Genomic DNA, 18546 nt, shown 5'->3' with positions numbered 1-18546 from the left:
GGTGAAGCGGGTTTTACGGAGATCGACCCCCATTGTCAACGCCTTATGCAAACCCCTCAAAAACACCGGAAAACCGCCAAACCCGAACCAAAAACTCCCATTCCCGCCACATCAACGCGAAAAAAAAGCAAAAAAAAGAGGAGGAGGCTCACGCCTCCCCCTCCCTACACGCTCAAACTCCCGACACATCAGTCCGCGTCAACAGCATGCCCGTCAATCGTCAGGTGGTCGTCAGCGGCGGAGACCTTCACGGTCTCACCATCATGGATGTCACCTGCCAGCAGCATCCCCGCCAGCGGGTTCTGCAGGCTGCGCTGGATCACGCGCTTGAGCGGACGCGCGCCATAGACCGGGTCGTATCCGGCATCCGCCAGCCACGTCTCGCCCGCCTTGTCGAGATCCAGCGTAATGCTGCGATCAGCCAGCAGCTTGCGCAGCCGCCCGATCTGGATTTCGACGATCTTGCCCATATCCGCCTTCTGCAGGCGGGAGAACAGGATGATCTCATCCAGGCGGTTGAGGAATTCCGGCCGGAAGTGATCGCGCACCACCTTCATGACCTCTGGCCGCACGCTTTCCACCGACTGCCCATCCGGCAGGTGCGCCAGCACGCTGGAGCCAAGGTTGCTGGTCAGCACGATCAGCGTATTGCGGAAATCCACCGTACGCCCCTGCCCGTCCGTCAGGCGGCCATCGTCAAGCACCTGCAGCAGGATGTTGAAGACGTCCTCGTGCGCCTTTTCGACCTCATCGAACAGGATGACCTGATACGGCCTGCGACGCACGGCCTCTGTCAGGACGCCGCCTTCCTCATACCCGACATAACCGGGAGGGGCACCGACCAGACGCGCCACGGCGTGCTTTTCCATGAACTCGCTCATGTCGATGCGCAGCAGCGCCTTCTCGTCATCGAACAGGAAGCGGGCCAGCGCCTTGCACAACTCGGTCTTGCCCACGCCCGTCGGGCCGAGGAACAGGAACGAACCGATCGGGCGGTTGGGGTCCTGCAGGCCAGCACGGGCACGACGCACGGCGTCGGACACGGCCTTCAGCGCAGGTTCCTGCCCGACCACGCTCTTGCGCAGTTCGTCTTCCATGCGCAGCAGCTTCGCGCGCTCGCCTTCGAGCATGCGTTCCACCGGCACGCCGGTCCAGCGCGAGACCACGGCGGCGATGCCCTGGTCGGTCACGGTGTCGCTGACCATGCCCGCGCCCTTGCTGGCCTGGTCGGCTTCTTCCTGTGCCTGCGCGATCTGCGCCTGCAGCGCGGGCAGGCGGCTGTACATCAGTTCCGACGCACGACCCAGATCACCCCGACGCTGCGCAACCTCGATATCCGAACGCACCTGATCGAGTTCTTCCTGCAGCTTCTGCACCGCGTTGACGCGATCCTTTTCCGCGTGCCACGCGGCGGTCAGGGAATCGGACTTCTCCTGCAGGTCTGACAGTTCAAGCTCCAGCTTGACCAGACGTTCCTTGCTGGCGGCGTCGTCTTCCTTGCGGATGGCCTCTCGCTCGATCTTGAGCTGGATCAGGCGGCGGTCGAGTTCGTCGAGCTCTTCCGGCTTGCTGTCGATTTCCATGCGCAGGCGGCTTGCGGCCTCATCCACAAGGTCGATCGCCTTGTCGGGCAGGAACCGGTCGGTGATGTAGCGGTTCGACAGTGTCGCCGCGGCAACCAGCGCGCCATCGGAAATACGGATGCCGTGATGCAGTTCGTATTTCTCCTTGATCCCGCGCAGGATGGAGATCGTGTCGGCCACCGTGGGTTCGCCCACGTAAACCGGCTGGAACCGGCGGGCGAGGGCCGCGTCCTTTTCGATATACTTGCGGTATTCGTCCAGCGTCGTCGCACCGATGCAGTGCAGCACGCCGCGCGCCAGTTCCGGCTTGATGAGGTTGGACGCATCCATCGCCCCGTCCGAACGGCCGGCGCCGACAAGGGTGTGCATTTCGTCGATGAACAGGATGATCTGTCCCTCGGCGGCCTCGATTTCCTTCAGGACGGCCTTGAGGCGTTCCTCGAACTCACCGCGATATTTCGCGCCAGCCACCAGCGCGCCCATGTCGAGCGAGAGCAGCTTCTTGTTCTTCAGCGCCTCCGGCACGTCGCCATTGACGATACGCAGCGCCAGCCCCTCGACAATCGCGGTCTTGCCCACGCCGGGCTCACCGATCAGGACGGGGTTGTTCTTGCTGCGGCGCGCCAGCACCTGGATGGCGCGGCGGATTTCCTCGTCACGGCCGATGACGGGGTCAAGCTTGCCCTGCTGCGCGATCTCGGTCACGTCGCGAGCGTATTTCTTCAACGCGTCGAAACTGGCTTCGGCGTTTTCACTGGTCACGGTGCGTCCCTTGCGGATGGTTGCGATGGCCTTGTCGAGCGCCTGCGGGGTGGCGCCACCGGCACGCAGCGCCTGCCCGGCGGGCGTTTCCGACGCGGCGATGGCGGCAAGCAGGCGGTCCTGCGCCACATATTCGTCCCCGGCCTTCTGCGCCCCCTGCTCGGCCGCATCAAGCAGCCGCACGAGGTCAGGCGTGGCGCTGGGCTGTCCCGCGCCGCCGCCCTGCACTTTCGGCAGCTTGGCCAGCGCCGCGTCAACGGCGGCGGCAATGGTGGCGGGCTGGCCGCCCGCCGCGCGGATCAGCGCGGACGCGGCACCCTGGTCATCATCAAGCAGCGCCTTGAGCAGGTGCTCCGGCGTGAGCTGCTGGTTGTAGTCACGCATCGCGATCGTCTGCGCGGCCTGCAGGAACCCGCGCGAACGTTCCGTAAACTTCTCGATATTCATAAAATCCCCCGTCCCTTTATTCTCAGGCGACAAAACAGGTCCGCTGCTGCCGTCCCAGATGGAGAGGCAACGGCACAGCGGCTGGTTTCACAGTTGGGCATGGACGCATGTTATTACAAGATGGCAACCCCATGTTCCCATGTCCTATTCCCACCGCACAGCATCGGACACATCCGTCGTTCCAGATGATCACCGGTTGGTGAAATGCTACTTAATCTGGATCAAGACTGGCGTGACTTCTTCTCCGGGCGGCCATTCGCACAACGCGCATCCTTGCCGGGACGGGTGGCCGGGACATCTGTGGCGGGGGCCTGGGTATGCGGTCAACGCCGCCATGACGGAACGCCGGTTCCGGGGCATCGACGCGGTGGTCGGGGCCGTCGAGTATTACACCACCCCGCGTGGGCGCAGGCCCGGTTCGCCCAACCGCCCCGGCCCTTACGGATGATCGTTGGCGGGGGACAAGCCGGGACTGTCCGGGTCCTGTCGCGATGGGTTCAAACCGTTCGACAGGGCGCGTTCGGAACACAAGGACACCCTCGTCATGCCTGGCCCCACGCATTACGCCCTGTATGATCTGGCGGCATATGTCGCGCAGGCCATTATGGATTTTTGGCAAGAATACTCACTGGTAACCTGCATGCCCTGATACCGCCCTGCCTATCCATGGGGACGGAAGACGACCTTGGTGCAGTGGTCGCGCTTGTCGCGGAATTTTTCATAAAGGTCCGGCCCGTCCTCAAGGTTCGTGGAACGGTGGCTGATCACGAAGGAGGGGTCGATGTCCCCATTGCGGATCCGTTCGAGCAGCGGGGCGAGGTATTTCTGCACGTTGGTCTGTCCGGTGCGCAGGGTCAGCCCCTTGTTCATCAGCACGCCCATCATGACCGGCCCCAGCGCCCCGGCATAGACGCCCGGCATGGACAGTATCCCGCCCGGACGACACCCCAGGATGGCCTGGTTGAGGGCGAATGGCCGCTCCAGCGTCGTGGCCGACAGCAGGGCGGAGCCGACCTTCTGCATCATGGTGTCCGCGCCATGGGCCTCCATCCCGACCGCCTCGATAACCGCGTCAGGTCCACGGCCGTCCGTCATGTCAACCAGCGTCTGCTGGATGTTCTGGTGGCGGAAATCTATGGTCTCCGCCCCGCCGACGCGCGCCATGGCCAGCCTTTCGGGCACTTCGTCGATGGCGATGACACGCTTTGCCCCCAGCAGGAAACACGACCGGATCGCCATCTGCCCGACCGGGCCACACCCCCATACGGCAATGGTCTTCTCCGCCTCTGGCGTGATGTCGCAGTTCTCGGCCGCCTGATAGCCGGTGGGGAAAATGTCCGACAGGAACAGGACCTGTTCGTCCCCCAGCACGTCTGGCACCACGATCGGCCCGGCATCGGCATACGGGACCCGCAGGTATTCCGCCTGCCCCCCGGCAAAGCCGCCCGTGATATGGGAATAGCCATACAGGCCCGCCAGCGGATACCCGAAGGTTTCCGCCTGCTGCCGCCCGTTGGGATTCGTGCGTTCGCAGCAGCTCCAGTTGCCCCACATGCACTGCCGGCACGCGCCGCAGGAAATGGTAAACGGCACGACAATACGGTCCCCGATGGACAGGGTGGTGATGTCCCTGCCCACTTCGATCACTTCGCCCATGGTCTCGTGACCAAGGATGTCACCACACTGCATGCTCGGCATCATGCCGTCCATCAGGTGAAGGTCGGAGCCACAGATGGCGCAGGCGCGCACCTTGATGATGACATCACGCCCGTCGCGAATGACGGGATCAGGCACGCTTTCGCATGTGATCCTGCCCTTTTTCTGCCAGGTCAGCGCTTTCATGGGAGGTCGTCCTGCTCAGGTGATATGAGACAGACGCGCGCCACTGTGCGGAGTTTTCCGATGAAGTGTTTCCATGACGATGCAATGCCTGCCGGGGCCATGGCAGGATAAGTATTAAAAGTTTTTGGGTGCCGCCTTTTTTTAAAAAGGCGGCGTCTTCCGAAGCTTTTTGAAAAAAGCTTCACCAAAAACTTTTATAGATTTGTCAGTGGATTATCAGGCTTTTCCGTCCTTTGCGCGCTCCGCGATGGTGGGGGCGAGCAGCAGCAGGTCGGCGGGCGACAGGCGGTCCGAGGCCGTGCTGGCCTGATGCCAGTACGGATACAGCACCGGCGGCGCACTGGCCTTGTCGAGGCGGGCCATTTCCTCGGCGCTCAGGCTCAGTTCGGCTGCCTTGAGGTTATCGGCCAGTTGCGCATCGGTGCGCGCGCCAATCACGATGGAAGTAATCGCCGGACGATGCGCCACCCATGCCAGCGCAACCTGCGCGGCCGACACCCCGCGCTCCGCCGCGATCGCGACCAGCACATCCACCACGTCATAGAGCTTTTCGATGTCATAGACGGGCGGTTCGCCCCATTTCTCGATCTGGCGGGTGCCGGTGGGCTGTGGCTTGCCGCGCTGGTACTTGCCCGACAGCAGGCCGCCGGCCATCGGGCTCCAGACCTGCACGCCAATGCCCTGGTCCACCGCCACCGGCAGCAGTTCGTATTCCGCCTCCCGCGCCTGCAGCGAGTAATAGATCTGCTGCGCCACCGGCGCGATCAGGCGGTTGCGTTCCGCCGTGCCCAGCGCCTTCATCAGGTGCCAGCCGGAGAAGTTGGAAACCCCCGCATAGCGGATCTTGCCGCTGCGCGTCAGGGTGTCGAGTGCCTCCAGCGTTTCATCGAGCGGCGTCTGCCCGTCCCATTCATGCAGGTAATACAGGTCGATATGATCACGCCCCAGCCGCTTCAGGCTGGCTTCGCACGCGCTGATCAGGTGATAGCGCGACGATCCCGCGTCATTCGGCCACGGCCCCATGGTGAAGCGGGCCTTTGAACTGACCAGAAGGTCGGGCGAACGCCCCTTCAGCGCCGCGCCAAGGATCTCCTCCGACACGCCGGAGGAATAGATGTCGGCGGTGTCGAAGATGTTGATCCCGGCATCCACGCACATGTCGATCTGGCGTCTTGCCCCGGCAAGGTCGGTATTCCCCGTCTTGGCGAAGTCGCCCCTGCCGCCAAAGGTCATCGTGCCCAGCGTAAAGGCGGAAATGCGCAGGCCGGAGCGCCCAAGCTGACGATATTGCATGATCTGTCTCTCCTGTGCGGATGATATGGAAATGATGGCGGGACGGGACGGCGGCCCTAGCGACCATAGGTGACGCTGAGTTCCCCCACCCCGGCACACACGGCATGGATCACGTCACCACGTCCCACCGGTCCGACACCGGACGGCGTGCCGGTCATGATCAGGTCGCCCGGCGCAAGGGCGACGAAACGGCTCAGCGCGGCGATGATTTCCGCCACGGACCAGATCATGTCCGACAGGTCGCCCACCTGCCGCGCCTCGCCATTGACGCTCAGGCTGATGCGCCCCTTCGCCGGGTGGCCGATTTCGGACACCGGGCGGATGGTGCCGATGGGGCAGGACTGGTCAAACCCCTTGGCCAGCGCCCATGGGCGCCCGGCCTTCTTGGCGATGGCCTGCAGGTCGCGCCGCGTCATGTCCAGCCCCACGGCATAGCCATAGATGTGCGACAGCGCCTTCTCCACCGGGATGTTTTCCCCGGGCCGCCCGATACAGGCCACCAGTTCGACCTCGTGATGCAGGTCGGACGTCGCGACGGGAAAGTCCAGCAGGCCGCCGCCCGGCACCACCGCATCCCCCGGCTTGGCAAAGAAAAACGGCTCCGTCCGTTCGGGATTCCCCCCCATTTCGCGCGTATGGGCGGCATAGTTCTGCCCCACGCACCAGATCCGGCGCACGGGAAACAGCGCCTCCGTCGTGCTGACGCCAACCGTTGGCTGGGCGGGAGGGGGAATCACAAAATCCACCATTGGCAGATAACTCCGTCACTGTTGCAACCGGCCCGTCATGGGGCACAGACCTTGGGGCACCCATGGTTGCATTGCACGCCCCCGCCTGTCACGCGTGCACAGCGCGCCGCGACAATACAATAAATTCATCGCCCCCTGCCGGGGTTGCGGGCGCGACGCCCCAAAACGCAAAACGCCGCCCGGAAACCCGGACGGCGTTCGCGACGGACCATGGGAATGGCCCGGATCGTGTGATCGTGGCGGTGCGATCAGTTGCGGGTCTTGTCGACCAGCTTGTTCTTGCCGATCCACGGCATCATCGCACGCAGCTTCTCGCCGACCTTCTCGATCTGCATGGCGTTGTTGTGCGCGCGCGTCGCCTTGAAACCGATGTTGCCGGACTGGTTTTCCAGGATGAAGTTGCGCACGAACGTGCCGTCCTGGATGTCGGTCAGGATCTTCTTCATCTCCGCCTTCGTTTCCGGCGTGATCACGCGCGGGCCGGAGACATATTCGCCATATTCGGCGGTGTTGGAGATGGAGTAGTTCATGTTCGCGATCCCGCCCTCATAGATGAGGTCAACGATCAGCTTCGTTTCATGCAGGCACTCGAAATACGCCATTTCCGGCGCGTAACCTGCCTCGACCAGCGTCTCGAACCCGGCACGGATCAGTTCCACCAGGCCACCGCACAGCACGGCCTGCTCGCCGAACAGGTCGGTTTCGACCTCTTCCTTGAACGTCGTCTCGATGATGCCCGCGCGGCCACCGCCATTGGCGGAAGCATAGGACAGGGCGATTTCCAGCGCGTTGCCCGACGCGTTCTGCGCCACGGCCACCAGGCACGGCACGCCGCCGCCCTTCTGGTATTCGGAACGCACGGTGTGGCCCGGGCCCTTCGGCGCGATCAGGAACACGTCAAGGTCGGGACGCGCCTCGATGATGCGGAAATGAATCGCAAGGCCATGCGCGAACGCCAGCGCCGCACCCTGCTTCATGTTCTTTTCCAGCGATTCCTTGTACAGCGCGCCCTGGCCTTCATCGGGGGTCAGCACCATGACGACATCGGCCCACTTCGCCGCATCGGCGGGCGTCATCACCTTGAAGCCGGCGGCTTCCGCCTTTGCGATGGCGCCCGAACCCGGACGCAGGCCGATGACGATGTCCGTCACCCCCGAATCCTTCAGGTTGTTGGCATGGGCATGGCCCTGGCTGCCGTAGCCGATGATGGCGACCTTCTTGCTCTTGATCAGGTTCACGTCGGCGTCGCGATCATAATACACGCGCATGGGGATACTCCTGTTGTAATAAACGGTTCGGGATGAAAGGAAAAAACCGGGACCTGGGTTACAGCGTGTCCGGACCCCGGCTGATCGCGACGACACCGGTACGCGATATTTCAGCCAGCCCCAGGGGACGCATGAGGTCGATGAACGAATTCAGCTTCTCGGGCGAACCGGTCAGCTCGAAGACAAAGGACGTGGCGGTCGTATCGACGACGCGCGCACGGAACGCCTGGGCGATGCGCAGGGACTCGGCACGGGACTCGGCGGTTGCGACAACCTTCACCAGCGCCAGTTCCCGCGCGACATGCGGGCCGCCCTCGCTCAGGTTCGCGACACGCCAGACCGGGACCAGCCGCTCCAGCTGCGCCTTGACCTGTGCGACGGCATGGGGCGTGCCCGTCGTCACCACATTGATGCGCGACATGCGCCCCGCCTCATCCACCGGGGCGACGGTCAGGCTTTCGATATTGTAGCCGCGCCCCGAAAACAGGCCGAGCACGCGGGCAAGCGCCCCGCTCTCGTTCTCGACCAGTATGGAAATGACCGCGGAGGTCGCAACCTCCTGCTGGGTGGTCATGATGTTGTTTCCTGCACTTTGGTTTTCCGTCCCGTCACCCGGGCGGGGACGGGACATGACAGACGGACCGGAACGGCGCAACCATTCCGTGGGACGCGGATCAGACGAGCATCCGTCCCTCGGCGCTGACTTCGACCCCATCATCCTGATCCGGGCCAAGCAGCATCTGGTTATGCGCCGCGCCCGATGGGATCATGGGATAGCAGTTCTCCTCCTGCGCGACGTGGATATCCGCAACCACCGGGCCGGGATGGGCCAGCATGTCCGCGATGACACCATCAAGTTCCCCCACGCAGGTCGCCCGCAGGCCCCGCCCGTGGAAGCTTTCGGCAAGGCGGACGAAATCCGGCAGCGCCGCGCTGTAGCTTTCGGAATAGCGCGATTCATGCAGCAGTTCCTGCCACTGGCGCACCATGCCCATGTATTCGTTGTTCAGGATGAACAGCTTCACCGGCAGGCGGTACTGCGCGATCGTGCCCAGTTCCTGGATGTTCATCAGGGTGGAGGCCTCCCCCGCGATGTCGATCACCAGCGCGTCGGGATGGGCGATCTGCGCGCCGACGGCGGCGGGCAGGCCATATCCCATCGTGCCCAGCCCGCCAGAGGTCAGCCAGTGGTTGGGCCGGTCGAACTGGAAATGCTGCGCCGCCCACATCTGGTGCTGCCCCACCTCGGTCGAGACATAGGTGTCGCGCCCGGTCTGGCGGGTCATTTCATACAGGCGGCTGATGGCGTACTGCGGGCGGATGATGGCGGACGGCGCCATGTCCTGACGGAAGCCGAAGCTGTCGCGCCCACGCCACTGCGCGATCTGCGCCCACCATTTTTCCAGGTCCGCGGCCTGCGGCGCCGGCGTGGGGGTGCGTTCCCATTCCTCGATCATCATCTCGATGACACGCCCGACATCCCCCACGAGGCCAAGGTTGACCGGCACGATCTTGCCGATCTGCGCGGGGTCGATATCGGCATGGATCTTGAAGGAGTCCGGCGAAAACGCATCGAGGCGTCCCGTCACGCGGTCATCGAAGCGCGAGCCCAGCGCGACCAGCACGTCACAGTCATGGGTGGCGAGGTTGGCCTCGTACGAACCATGCATGCCCAGCATGCCAAGGAACTGCCGGTCCGTGGTCGGGAAGCCGCCCAGCCCCATCAGGGTGGAGGTGCACGGAAAGCCCGTCATCCGCACAAGGCGTCCCAGCGCCTCGGCCGCCTTCGTCCCGGAATTGATGACGCCACCGCCGGTATAGAACAGCGGGCGGCGCGCCTGCTTCATCGCGGCGACGGCCTGCGCCACGGCAGCGCGGTCGGGTTCGAACCGGGGACGATAGGACGGGTGCAGGGCCGGGGCCGACTCCATATAGGGGGCGGGACCGACCATCAGGTTCTTCGGCAGGTCCACCAGCACGGGGCCGGGGCGGCCGGTGCGCGCGATATGGAATGCCTCCTGCACCACCGGGGCGATGTCCTGCGGACGCCGCACGAGGTAGTTGAACTTGGTCGCAGGGCGGGTGATGCCGGTGATGTCCGCTTCCTGGAAGGCATCGGTGCCGATCAGCGGCACGCCGACCTGCCCGGTGAAGCACACGACCGGGATGGAATCCAGCAGCGCGTCCATCAGGCCGGTCACGGTATTGGTGCCTCCCGGCCCACTGGTGACGAGCACCACGCCCACCTTCCCGGTGGAGCGGGCATACGCCTCCGCCGCGTGGACGGCGGCCTGTTCATGACGGACGAGGACGTGGCGGATCTTCTCCTGCCGGAACAGCGCGTCATAGATCGGCAGGACCGCGCCGCCGGGATAGCCGAAGATGACCTCCACCCCCGCATCCTGAAGAACGCGCAGCAGTACTTCCGCACCCGACATGACCGTGGGGTCGACTGTCGTGGCGCGGGCGTCGGGCCGGATGGCGGTATGCTGCACTGGTGCGTTCATGTCCTTGGCTCCTTCGCCCCGGCCCCGTCAGGAAGGACGGTGCCCCCAATGGGCGAAATGTGGGCCGGGTTTAAGCAAAGCCGCCCCCGGCGTCAATGCAATTAATAACAAAAGAAATAATTTTCCGCCCGTCCCTTTCCATTTGTTGCGCATCTGACGCGATTCTCCCGTCATGCAGGTATGTCTGCGCCCCGGCCGCCAGGGGGTGATGGGCGAACCAGGTGGACTGGCGCTTGGTATATTGCGCCGTGACCTGCACCGCACGGGCGATGGCATCCTCGCGCGTCATCTCCCCGCGCAGCATGGCGGCAAGTTCGGGCACGCCATGCGCACGCATCGCGGGCAGGGTGGGCGCCAGCCCGCATGCAAGCAGGGCGCGCACTTCCTCCACCGCGCCATGGTCCATCATGTTCCCGAACCGCGCGGCGATGGCGTGGCGCAGCAGGTCACGCGGCGGCGACAGGCGCACGGCGGCAAAACGCGCCGCCAGCGGGGGCAGCACCGACTCCGTCCGCCACCATGACAGGCCCCGCCCCGTCGCGCGCCACACCTCCCACGCGCGCGCGATGCGCTGTGTGTCGCCCGGACGCAGGGCGGACGCGGTTTCGGGATCGACCGCCATCAGGCGGGCATGGATCGCGGGGCCACCTTCGGCCATCACGGCGGCCCGGGCCTCCGCCCGGATTTCGGGCGGCGGGTCCGGGATATCGGCCAGCCCTTCGGTCAGGGCACGGAAATACATCCCCGTCCCGCCGCAGAAGACCGGGATGCGCCCGGCGCGCCATGCCTCGTCCGCCGCCCAAAGGGCCTGTTCGCGCCACCATGCGACCGACCCCGCCCGTGCCGCGGGCAGCACGCCATACAGGCGGTGGGGCAGCAGCGCTTCCTCCGCCACGGTGGGACGGGCCGTCAGGATGCGCAGTTCGCGATAGACCTGCATCGAATCGGCATTGATGATGGTGCCGCCAATCACACGCGCCAGCGCCAGCGCCAGCGCGGACTTGCCCGAACAGGTGGGGCCTGCCACGATTACGGCGGGACGCAGCCCCGTTTCGGTGCCTTGCGTCATTTCCCCATCCCTGCCACATGCCCGGACATCATGGCTGATTCCTCCCCTTCCCCGACCCATATCCTCGTCCTTGTCGCCAGTCGCGACGCCACATCGCTCGGCACGGCGGACATCGCCCATGCGCGCGACCTGAGCGGCGGGGCGGCCCCCGTCACCCTGTCGGAGGGCGAGGCGGTCGAGATCCCCTGCCCCGCACCCGGCACGGGCGACATGCCGCATATCGCCCCCCTGCGCGAGGAATTTTCGCGCCGCCACATCGACGCCATCGTGGTGGCCGCGCAGGGACGGCGCAAGCGCCTGCTGGTCGCGGACATGGACAGCACCATCGTCGATTGCGAAACCCTTGACGACCTTGCGCGCCATGCGGGCATCGGCGAACGCATTGCCGAGATCACCCGCCGCTCCATGAACGGCGAAATGGATTTCGAGGCCGCGCTGCGTGAGCGTGTCGGCCTGCTGCGCGGCATGTCCGCCACCCTGCTGGAAGCGGCATGGAAGGACGTCCGCCTCAATCCCGGCGCGCTGGAACTGGTGCGCACGATGCGAAAGCATGGCGCGCATACGGCGCTGGTGTCGGGCGGGTTCACGTTCTTCACTTCCCGCGTGGCGGAGAAATGCGGCTTTGACGAACAGCACGCCAACACCCTGCTGATCGAGGAGGGGCACCTGACCGGCAAGGTGGGACAGCCGATCCTTGGCCCGGATGCCAAGCTTGCACACCTGCGCAGGCTGGTGCAGGGGCACGGCCTGCACATGGGGCAGGCGATGGCGGTGGGCGACGGCGCGAACGACCTCGCCATGCTGCGTGAGGCCGGGCTGGGCATCGCGTTCCACGCCAAGCCCGCCGTGCGAAAGGAGATCGCGGCGCAGGTCAACCACACCACGCTGCGCACGCTGCTGTTTGCGCAAGGGTACGCGGCGGCGGATTTCGTCGCCTGATCCTGCGTCCCAGTGATTATCTGAAAAGACAGCCCCGGCAAAATGCTGAAAAGTCTTAAAAGTTTTTGGTGAAGCTTTTTCCAAAAAGCTTCGAAAGACGTCGCCTTTTTTAAAAAGGCGACACCCAAAAACTTTTATTCCTCAATCCATATTTCACGATACGGGCATGGCGGGGGGCTGGCTGCGGTTGTCCTGCGCCTCGATGAAGACACGGGTCACTTCGGGATAGGTCTTCTTGATCTGGCGTTCCAGGTCCGACACCGTCGCCTCCACATCGCCTGCGGACAGGTTGTTGTGGAAATCGATGCTGATGACCACCAGCACGTCGCGCGGCCCGAAATGCATGGAACGGATTTCGTTCAGGCGATCCACCCCGCGCGCCGACAGCGCCATGCGCCGCAGGGCGGCCAGCACTTCCGGCGCGACCCCCTCCCCCGTCAGCAGCGACTGCGATTCCCGCGCCAGGAAGGTGGCCGTCACCGCAAGGATCATCGCGATGATGATGGACGACACGCCATCCAGCACCGGCATGTCCAGCGTCTCCGACAGGACATTGCCCACCAGCGCGACAAACAGGCCCGCAAGGGCCGCCGTGTCCTCGAACAGGACGGTAAAGACGGTGGGGTCCTTGCTGCGCTGCACGGCCTCCACCCAGCCAAGGCGCCCCTTGCCATGCTGGCGGAACTCCCGCAGCGCCATGACCCAGACCGATCCCTCGAACAGGATGCTCAGCCCAAGCACGATGTAATTGACCAGCACATGCGCCATGGGTTGGGGATGGAGGATGTGCATCACGCCTTCGAAGAAGGAGATACCCGCCCCCAGCCCGAAGATCAGCAGGGCGACGACGAAGGTCCAGAAATACAGTTCCAGCCCATAGCCGAACGGGTGCGCCAGCGTGGCCGGCCGTGCCGCACGCCGCATCCCCACCAGCAGCAGCGCCTGGTTGCCAGTGTCGATCAGGGAGTGGATCGCCTCGCTCAGCATGGAGGAACTGCCGGAGATGTAGGCCGCGACGCACTTGGTCGCCGCAACGAGAAGATTACCCCCCAGAGCCGCCAGGATCACGAGGCGGGAGGAAGAAGAATGCGCCATGACAGTCCCATATAAAAAAGCTGGCGCATCCTATCGCCTGCACCATTATTTTGACAGGGTATCGGCCACCATGTGATCGATCCCACAAAATGATAAGAAGTTTTTGGTGAAGCTTTTTCCAAAAAGCTTCAAAGAACGCCGCCTTTTTGGAAAAAGGCGGCACCCAAAAACTTTTGTAAATTATATCAATAGGTTATTTTGAAACACTTTCCAATTATCGGGTACCATCCAGACCATGGCTGAGGGCATGCGCGCCTGCATCATCGTCAACCCCACGGCAGGACGCAGGCGGCGCGCGCCACTGGCACGCTTCATCGCCGCCCTGCGCGCGGGCGGCGCAAGCGTGCAGGTCCTGGCGACACGTCATGCAGGCCATGCGGAGGAACTGGCACGGCAGGTCATGCGTGATGGCACGACCGACTGCATCATCGCCGCCGGTGGGGATGGCACCATCGCGGAGGTCGCGCAGGCCATCGCGGGCACGCCACAGCGCATGGGCATCTTTCCCGCAGGCAGCGCGAACGTGCTGGCCCGTGAACTCGCCATCCCCTTCGCGCCGGAAACCGCTGCCCGACTGATCCTCTCCGGGGCAGGCACCACCATCTGGCCCGGCGTGGTGGAGGATGCAGGGCGCCCCCGCCTGTTCGTCCAGATGGCGGGAATCGGCTTCGACGCCTGCGTGGTGCACTGGCTGCCCGCGCTCCTGAAACGCATGGTGGGCCGCACGGCCTATGTGCTGACCATGCTCGGCGCGGCTTTGCGATACCGCTTCACGACGCTTGATGTGCGGGTGGACGGGAACGCCTATCGCGCACATGGCGTCGTGGTGTCCAAGGGGCGGCTGTATGGCGGACGGTTCGTCATCTGCCCGCACGGGATGCAGCATGAGGCAGGGTTCCGCGTCATCATGCTGGAAACGGCGGGGGTCCTCGCCACCCTGCGCATGGGGTGCGCGCTGCTTCTGGGACGGGTGGCGCACATGCGCGATGTGCGGATCGTGACCGGGCGTTGCGTGGACGTCCATGCCGCAACCCCGGTTCCGGTGCAGGTGGATGGCGATGTCCTTGGCATGACGCCGGTGCGCATCCGCGATGCCGGACGCCCCCTGCGCCTTGCGGTGGGTCGCGACGCCTAATCCTCTCCATTGCTGGAAAAGTCATTTTCAAAGCAATAAAAGTTTTTGGGTGTCGACTTTTTTAAAAAGGCGACGTCTTTCGAAGCTTTTTGAAAAAAGCTTCACCAAAAACTTTTGATCATTTTCAGGTCGTGAACTGTTCGGCGATGATCCGTTCGGACAGGCTCTGCCCCGGATCGAACAGCAGCGTCGTATGTCGGGTGCGGTCTTCCTGTATTTCAACCGAGATCACGTCGCGCACCTCCGTAAAGTCCGCAACCGCCGCCACCGGGCGCTTGTCGGTTTCCAGGATGGTAAACCTGACCTGCGCGGAGGACGGCAGCAGCGCGCCGCGCCAGCGCCGGGGGCGAAAGGCGCTGATGGGCGTCAATGGCAGCAGGTTGGCCGACAGCGGGACGATCGGCCCATGCGCCGACAGGTTGTAGGCGGTCGATCCTGCAGGCGTCGCGATCAGCACCCCGTCGCAGATCAGTTCGGCCAGCCGCTGGCGGCCATCGACATCAATGCGGATCTTCGCCGCCTGCCGCGTCTGGCGGAACAGGAAGACGTCATTGAGGGCCAGCGCCTCCGTCACCTCGCCCTCACGGTTGGTCGCGCGCATGCGCAGGGGATGCAGCACCGCCTCCTGCGTCGTGGCCAGATGGGCCGGCAGGTCATCGGGCACGTTCGGGTTCATCAGGAAGCCGACCGTGCCGCAGTTCACGCCATAGACGGGAATGTCACGGTCCAGCGTGGTATGCAGGACCTCCAGCATGAAACCATCACCGCCAAGGCAGACCATGGCATCGGCCTGCGCAGGCGGTGTCTGCCCGTAACGATGGGTCAGGCGTTCCAGCCACGCCTGCGCGCTTTCATTGGGGGCCGCGACAAAGGACAGGCGCGTGGGCACACGCCCGTCGAGCCAGCGCGAAGGGACGGTTTCATTCATGCAGCATGCCACCCCGCCGGAATGCACGGCATCCCACGCGCCGCCATGGCCGGAAGCGTCGGAAGAAAGGTCGTGCGCATCGGAAACTCCATAAGGCTGGGCGCGGGAAAAGGACAGGGAATGCAACACCACCAGCAGGGCGGGTGATAGTAGGATGCGCCAATCCGGTTACGCAACACATCCGCACGGGCTGCCTGAAAACCTGCTGAAAATTGTCCAGAAGTTTTTGGTGAAGCTTTTTTCAAAAAGCTTCAAAGAACGCCGCCTTTTTGGAAAAAGGCGGCACCCAAAAACTTTTATTCATTATATCAGGTGGTTACTTTGAAAAATTTATTCACCCCAGCACTTCGGCCAGATGTTTCAGGAAGCGTTCGTTATCCTCAGGCAGGCCAATGCTGACCCGGATCCAGTTTTCGAACCCCTTTTCCTTCCATGGCTTGACGATCACGCCATGGCGCAGCAGGTCGCCCGCCACCTCCATGGCGTCGCGCGGCGTGCGAAAGAACACGAAATTGGTATGGGTGGGGGCCACGAACAGGCCCATGGCGCGCAGGGCGGCGGCCACGCGCGCGCGCGACGCCACCGTGCGGGCCACGCACTGCCGCATGTGATCGGGGTCCGTCAGGGCGACAGTGGCCATTTCCTGCGCGGGCATGGTGGTGTTGAACGTATCGCGCACGGTCTCCAGCACCGATGCGACCTGTGCCGAGGACGCAAGCGCATAGCCGATCCGCAGGGCGGCAAGGCCATAGGCCTTGGAGAATGTGCGCAGGCACAGCCACGCGCGCCCCTGTTCACGCAGGATGGCGCGGGCATCGGGATAATCGCCGTCGGTTTCGGCATATTCGCGATATGCCTCGTCCACCACGATCAGCGTCCGGGGCGGACATGCCGCAATGACCCGGCGCAGGGCGTCCGCCTTCATCATGCAGCCGACCGGGTTGGACGGGTTGGAGAAGATCAGGACCTTGGTGGGGCGCGACAGGGCGCGGCACAGGCCATCGACATCGAACTCCGCCCCCGCCGTAACCGGCACCGCATCAACCACCGCCCCCATCAGCAGCGGATGGATCTCATGCAGGCCAAAGGCGGGGCGCACCGTCACCACCCGATCCCCCGGCGACAGGAAACCTTCCGCGATCATGCGGATGATCTGTTCCGACCCGTTGCCGATCACCACCTGGTCGGGCGCGATGTCGTTGAACCGCGCGATCCCCTCGCGCAGGCGGGTGGCGCCGGCATCGGGATAGCGGAAAAGGCGGTGCGCCAGCGCGGGCCACTGCCGCAGCACCTCCGGCGAGGGGCCATAGGGGTTCTCGTTGCTGCCCAGCTTGCTGATCCGCGACACGCCAAACTTTCGCTTCACGGCCTCTTCGGACAGGCCCGCGTTATAGCGCGGCAACGTCCTGACTTCGGGGCGGCAGAGGGTCTGGTGGTCGATCGTCTCCGGCATTGTCTGTCCTGTTCCCTTCAGTGCCCGTGCATCGGGCGGAAATGTGCGTCACATCCCGGCGCGGCCGGAAGCATCCCCCGCCTCAGGCGGCCTGCCGCCGGGCGGCGCGCTGCCGCTGCCCGCGATAGAGCAGCACATAGACCACCGTGGTGACGATCAGGCTGACCAGCCACGAAATGTCGACCCCGTGCAGGTAGGGCAGCAGGAATCCGGTGTACAGGTCGTTCCTGAGGAACGGCAGTTCCACCAGCACGCCCACGACATAGGAGGCCACGGCCGGCATGTTGAAATAGCCATAGCACCCGCCGTCGGCGCGAAAGAAGGAGGCGACATCATACTCCCCATGGCGCAGCAGGTAGTAATCCGTCAGGTTGATGGCCGTCCACGGCACGATGACCGCCATGAGGATGTCAAGGAACGCGGCATAGGATTTCATGAAATTGGCGCTCATGCCAAAGGCCATCACCAGCGCCAGCGCCACGAGGCACAGCGTCACGACGACGCGGCTTATCATCGCCGGGCGCCAGTCGGGCCAGAAGGTCTGCACCACCGTGATGGTCGAAAGCGCACCGCAATACACCCCCATCGCATTGCCCAGCGTGATCGCCAGCGACAGCACCACCAGCACGATGCCCGCGCCCCCGCCGCACAGGCGCGCAAGCCCCTCCACCGTGGTCAGGTCCGACCACTGGCACGCCAGCACGATGCCCAGCATCATCGGCAGGATGGTGCCAAGGACCGTGCCGGCATAGGTCGCGATGAACGTGTTGCGCACGGAAGACGCGCTGTTGGGCAGGTAGCGCGACGAGTCCGAGACATAGGGCGCATAGGCCACCTGCCACAGCGCGGAGACGGAAAACGCGCTGAAGATCCCCGCGACCGAACCGTGCATGTCCATCAGCATCCCGCCCGAAAACCGCCACAGCCCCAGGCCGATACACACAAGGACCACGCCCCCGGCCAGCCAGCTTACGATCTTGGAAATCACATGGATCGCGCGGTATCCCATGCAGCACGGCACAAGGCTGACGATCGCGATGGTCAGCACGCCGACCGTGCGGTTGAGGCCCGGCATCGCCTGCACCAGCGCCTGCCCCCCCACGACATAGTTGGACGCGGCAAAACCGACATACATCACGATCACCAGGATCACGATGGGCACCGCGCCATAGGACCCGAACTGGCCCCTGCTCTGCACCATCTGCGGCACGCCCAGCATCGGCCCCTGCGCCGCATGGAGCGCCATGAACACCGCGCCCACCATGTTGCCCGCCACCGCCGCCAGCATGGACCACCCGAACGACAGCCCGAAGACGGTCGGCCCCAGCGCGCCGGTGACAACCGTCAGCAGGGTCATGTTGGTGCTGAACCAGACGCTGAAAAGATCGCTGACACGGCCGTAACGCTGGTCTTCGGGTATCTGGTAGATCGTGTGCGTCTCAAACGTCCCGGCCATGGGCGCGGCCCCCCTTCATT

15 protein-coding genes are annotated in these 18546 nt (G+C 64.3%); 3 read left to right on the top strand and 12 right to left on the bottom strand.

What is annotated here, in order from left to right; all coding sequences use genetic code 11:
- Positions 1 to 188 precede the first annotated feature (188 nt).
- Entirely contained in the window at positions 189 to 2792 is a 2604-nt protein-coding gene (clpB, locus tag KMAL_RS07860) for an ATP-dependent chaperone ClpB (RefSeq protein WP_110095184.1), read from the bottom strand.
- Positions 2793 to 3024: 232 nt separating this feature from the next.
- Here clpB and KMAL_RS16915 point away from each other — a divergent pair, with 232 nt between their 5' ends.
- Positions 3025 to 3240 (top strand): hypothetical protein, encoded by a 216-nt coding sequence (locus KMAL_RS16915; RefSeq protein ID WP_146044180.1) that lies wholly within the window; start codon positions 3025 to 3027, stop codon positions 3238 to 3240.
- A 212-nt stretch (positions 3241 to 3452) separates the two neighbouring features.
- Here the strand turns inward: KMAL_RS16915 and KMAL_RS07850 are convergent, their stop codons facing one another.
- From KMAL_RS07850 to miaA, 7 genes are all read right to left on the bottom strand, one after another.
- Positions 3453 to 4634 carry a zinc-dependent alcohol dehydrogenase gene (locus KMAL_RS07850; RefSeq protein ID WP_110095182.1) on the bottom strand — a complete coding sequence of 394 codons (1182 nt, stop codon included), beginning with the start codon at positions 4632 to 4634 and terminating at the stop codon, positions 3453 to 3455.
- 216 nt (positions 4635 to 4850) lie between these two features.
- Positions 4851 to 5927, bottom strand: a complete 1077-nt coding sequence (locus tag KMAL_RS07840) for an aldo/keto reductase (protein ID WP_110095180.1) — start codon at positions 5925 to 5927, stop codon at positions 4851 to 4853.
- Positions 5928 to 5983: 56 nt separating this feature from the next.
- Positions 5984 to 6676 (bottom strand): fumarylacetoacetate hydrolase family protein, encoded by a 693-nt coding sequence (locus KMAL_RS07835; protein WP_110095179.1) that lies wholly within the window; start codon positions 6674 to 6676, stop codon positions 5984 to 5986.
- A gap of 248 nt (positions 6677 to 6924) precedes the next feature.
- Positions 6925 to 7944, bottom strand: a complete 1020-nt coding sequence (gene ilvC, locus KMAL_RS07830; RefSeq protein ID WP_110095178.1) for a ketol-acid reductoisomerase — start codon at positions 7942 to 7944, stop codon at positions 6925 to 6927.
- Positions 7945 to 8002: 58 nt separating this feature from the next.
- Positions 8003 to 8518 carry an acetolactate synthase small subunit gene (gene ilvN / locus KMAL_RS07825; protein ID WP_110095177.1) on the bottom strand — a complete coding sequence of 172 codons (516 nt, stop codon included), beginning with the start codon at positions 8516 to 8518 and terminating at the stop codon, positions 8003 to 8005.
- A gap of 100 nt (positions 8519 to 8618) precedes the next feature.
- The gene (gene ilvB / locus KMAL_RS07820; RefSeq protein WP_110095176.1) at positions 8619 to 10451 is read right to left on the bottom strand and encodes a biosynthetic-type acetolactate synthase large subunit; all 1833 of its coding nucleotides are present in this window, start codon (positions 10449 to 10451) and stop codon (positions 8619 to 8621) included.
- A gap of 70 nt (positions 10452 to 10521) precedes the next feature.
- Positions 10522 to 11520: a tRNA (adenosine(37)-N6)-dimethylallyltransferase MiaA gene (gene miaA / locus KMAL_RS07815; protein WP_239020022.1), complete on the bottom strand. Its 999-nt coding sequence runs from the start codon at positions 11518 to 11520 to the stop codon at positions 10522 to 10524.
- Positions 11521 to 11550: 30 nt separating this feature from the next.
- Between miaA and serB the strand changes: the two genes are divergently transcribed.
- Positions 11551 to 12459 carry a phosphoserine phosphatase SerB gene (serB, locus tag KMAL_RS07810; protein ID WP_110095175.1) on the top strand — a complete coding sequence of 303 codons (909 nt, stop codon included), beginning with the start codon at positions 11551 to 11553 and terminating at the stop codon, positions 12457 to 12459.
- A gap of 153 nt (positions 12460 to 12612) precedes the next feature.
- Here the strand turns inward: serB and KMAL_RS07805 are convergent, their stop codons facing one another.
- On the bottom strand, positions 12613 to 13554 hold the full coding sequence (locus KMAL_RS07805; RefSeq protein ID WP_110095174.1) for a cation diffusion facilitator family transporter: 942 nt from the start codon (positions 13552 to 13554) through the stop codon (positions 12613 to 12615).
- Positions 13555 to 13789: 235 nt separating this feature from the next.
- Between KMAL_RS07805 and KMAL_RS07800 the strand changes: the two genes are divergently transcribed.
- Entirely contained in the window at positions 13790 to 14689 is a 900-nt protein-coding gene (locus KMAL_RS07800) for a diacylglycerol/lipid kinase family protein (RefSeq protein WP_110095173.1), read from the top strand.
- A 124-nt stretch (positions 14690 to 14813) separates the two neighbouring features.
- Here the strand turns inward: KMAL_RS07800 and KMAL_RS07795 are convergent, their stop codons facing one another.
- The 3 genes from KMAL_RS07795 to KMAL_RS07785 form a co-directional block, all read right to left on the bottom strand.
- Complete coding sequence (locus KMAL_RS07795) at positions 14814 to 15617, bottom strand: NAD kinase (RefSeq protein WP_110095193.1); 804 nt, start codon at positions 15615 to 15617, stop codon at positions 14814 to 14816.
- Between the two features lie 334 nt (positions 15618 to 15951).
- Complete coding sequence (gene hisC, locus KMAL_RS07790) at positions 15952 to 17070, bottom strand: histidinol-phosphate transaminase (RefSeq protein WP_110095172.1); 1119 nt, start codon at positions 17068 to 17070, stop codon at positions 15952 to 15954.
- 82 nt (positions 17071 to 17152) lie between these two features.
- On the bottom strand, positions 17153 to 18526 hold the full coding sequence (locus tag KMAL_RS07785; protein ID WP_110095171.1) for a purine-cytosine permease family protein: 1374 nt from the start codon (positions 18524 to 18526) through the stop codon (positions 17153 to 17155).
- Positions 18527 to 18546 lie beyond the last annotated feature (20 nt).

The organism is Novacetimonas maltaceti, assembly GCF_002906255.1.
Lineage (GTDB): Bacteria > Pseudomonadota > Alphaproteobacteria > Acetobacterales > Acetobacteraceae > Novacetimonas > Novacetimonas maltaceti.
This window is presented reverse-complemented; position numbering and strand designations above follow the sequence as displayed.